Origin of the sequence: Lysinibacillus sp. CNPSo 3705 (assembly GCF_028674935.1) — a bacterium.
Classification (GTDB): Bacteria; Bacillota; Bacilli; order Bacillales_A; family Planococcaceae; genus Lysinibacillus.
The window spans coordinates 1-2,405 of record NZ_JAQZSD010000144.1 but is presented as its reverse complement, the minus strand read 5'-3'; the positions used below and the strand labels follow the sequence as shown (position 1 = coordinate 2,405).

3 protein-coding genes and 1 pseudogene are annotated in these 2,405 nt (G+C 31.1%); 3 read left to right on the top strand and 1 reads right to left on the bottom strand.

What is annotated here, in order from left to right:
- Positions 1-659, bottom strand: a pseudogene (locus tag PVA17_RS24630) (HTH domain-containing protein); the annotation flags it as partial.
- On the opposite strand from PVA17_RS24630, the gene PVA17_RS24625 reads away from it, so the two are divergent.
- The 3 genes from PVA17_RS24625 to PVA17_RS24615 all read left to right on the top strand — a co-directional run bounded on the left by PVA17_RS24625 (position 660) and on the right by PVA17_RS24615 (position 2,219).
- The gene (locus tag PVA17_RS24625; RefSeq protein WP_274069318.1) at positions 660-908 is read left to right on the top strand and encodes a hypothetical protein; all 249 of its coding nucleotides are present in this window, start codon (positions 660-662) and stop codon (positions 906-908) included.
- A 1-nt stretch (position 909) separates the two neighbouring features.
- Positions 910-1,062 (top strand): hypothetical protein, encoded by a 153-nt coding sequence (locus PVA17_RS24620; protein WP_274069317.1) that lies wholly within the window; start codon positions 910-912, stop codon positions 1,060-1,062.
- A 563-nt stretch (positions 1,063-1,625) separates the two neighbouring features.
- Positions 1,626-2,219, top strand: a complete 594-nt coding sequence (locus tag PVA17_RS24615) for a hypothetical protein (protein ID WP_274069316.1) — start codon at positions 1,626-1,628, stop codon at positions 2,217-2,219.
- Positions 2,220-2,405: the final 186 nt, after the last annotated feature.

The following is a 2,405-nucleotide window of genomic DNA, read 5'->3' as shown; positions in this document are numbered from 1 at the left end:
ACGTTTTAAGTTATACGTAATCCCATATTGATTTTCTAACGTCATTTTAATTTGACGTGCACCTTTCTTACGTCCTCGGAAATGATACGCTTTTAAAATGATTTCTTTGACTGCTTCATCCGCTAACTCATGTGCTGCACGCTTTTGCGCTGATTTTTCTGTGAAATAATTATAGTAACCTGAACGAGAAACACCCATGATTTCACATAGATAGCTTACTAAACGTTTTAGTTTATATTTTTGAATCGTTTTACTGATTAATTCAAATTTTAGTTCTGTTACAATTTTTATTTCTTCTTTAACATCTGCCTTTCGAGTAGATCGAGCTTTTTTAACAGTTCATTCTCCGCTTGTAATAATCGATTTTTCGCTTCTAATCGTGCAATTTTTTCTTCTAAACTTAATTCTCGTTCTATCGGACGACCTGAATTTGTTTTCCGTGTATCTTGTAGACCCGCTACCCCAGTTGTACGATAAGCTGCACGCCACCGCTTTCCCGCTGAACTAATACGCTTTAAACCAATTAGTTCAACATCTAAACCGGCCTCTTCAAATATCGTTCTTGGGAGTTTTCCTTTTTCATTTTCTACAATAAAATGGCGTTTAAATTCCTCAGTATAAGTAATCGCCTTATCACTAATAGCTTGGGCGATCCAGATGTGTCAAAGGCCAAGCGTTGTAATTTAAAATTCAACATAGTAGACGGAATGGGCAAAGAGTATATAGGTGAATTTAATATGCTAGCGAACTACGTGAAAGTTATAGACAAAAATACGAATGCAGAATGTAAGGTTGAAAAAGATGCTATAAAAAACGTATCGATTAAAAAAGGTTATGTAAATTTACAGCTAACCCTTCAGCCAACATATAATCGCTCATTAAAATTCATTTATTATGTAGAGGTGTAACATGATTTATAAAAAAGATGCAAACTTCCCTTACCCGATACTTTCTTCGAATACGTTTGAAGAAAGTGACTTTATGATCAAAGTGAACTTTGAAGAGGACGGGGATTTATATAAATTTAAAATCCAGAATAACTTAACATCTGAATTTATATAGAACCTATTATACAGTTTGGGAGCTCAATATTTACTGGTGATTCAATCAAAGGATACAAAGTTTTTCTCGCTGGAGCTAAATAATTTACAAGTCGAGATTCAAAAAAATCGAATGTCGCTTTCAACAAAAGGTATTGAATAAAAACAAAACCCGTCAAATTATGTTAGGAGGTTGATCTATTTTGAATAGATAATAGACCAAGATGATAACATGGCCTTCCTAGCTCTACTAATATTAAATGATATTAATATAAAACGAAAACATATTTACATTTTGATGAGCGCGCAGAATCGAGAAAGCTACTAACCACCCTGGTCTGAAAAGGAAGCTGTTGATTTGTATACACATTTAGGTAATAAAAATATAAACTATGATAATTTTGGTTTCATTTTCTAAAAAAGCATATAAGGTAATGATTAAACTGTCTTGTTAGTCTCGTAAGCAAATTAAACGTCCCTGGGAAAAATACATAAGAGGATATAGGATTAGTGTTTTAAATCGTTACAAATGATGTTAATTTATATATTACAATTGGTAATATTTTCGAAGGAGTAGATCAATTTATGAATGTTGAATTTGAAAATTTTAAGCTGAAAATGGATATAAAACCTGGTGCTTATCACGGAAATACTGTCAGAAAAAATATTACCCAATCCTTATGGAAAAAAATCAGAAGTAGTGTATTAGAAGAAAATAACTATGAGTGTACTATATGCGGATATCAGCCGCTAGTTGAAGAATTAAAAAAACTTCATGTTCATGAAGTTGAAGAGTATGGAGAAGATGAATTACTATGTATTTTAAAAGATTTAGATTTAATCTGCATCAATTGCCATTCTTGGCAGCATATAGGTAGAACTTTTAGTAGGTTAAATAATGAACAGTTAAACAAGTTAAAGTCACACTTTATGAATGTTAATAATTGTTCAGAAGATGATTATAAAGAGTATTTAAGAGAGTTCAAATTTAGAAAAAGTGAAGCAGCACTAAAAGCAATTGAAGATAAAGTTAAAATGTTGGGAAAAAACACTGTTTTAGATAATTTAGTTTTATATCGTATTGAAGGTGACATTCCTTTCAAAGAAGAGGTCATCAAACAATTAGCAAATAAAGGTCTTTATCGATTTTATGATGATGAAGATGAATTAATGATCTGAGGAGAGACTCAAAATTTAGTCTGTACTAGTCCCTTCAATACCTTTTTGCTATTTATATTTTTTTATAAAATATGCACAGATTTGAAGGAAAAGCAACCTTTAATAAAGTACCTAAAATATTATTTGCCTGGTAAATTTTTGTTAGGCAGATAGCTTATTATAAAGACAACTAAAGAAATATTTGTT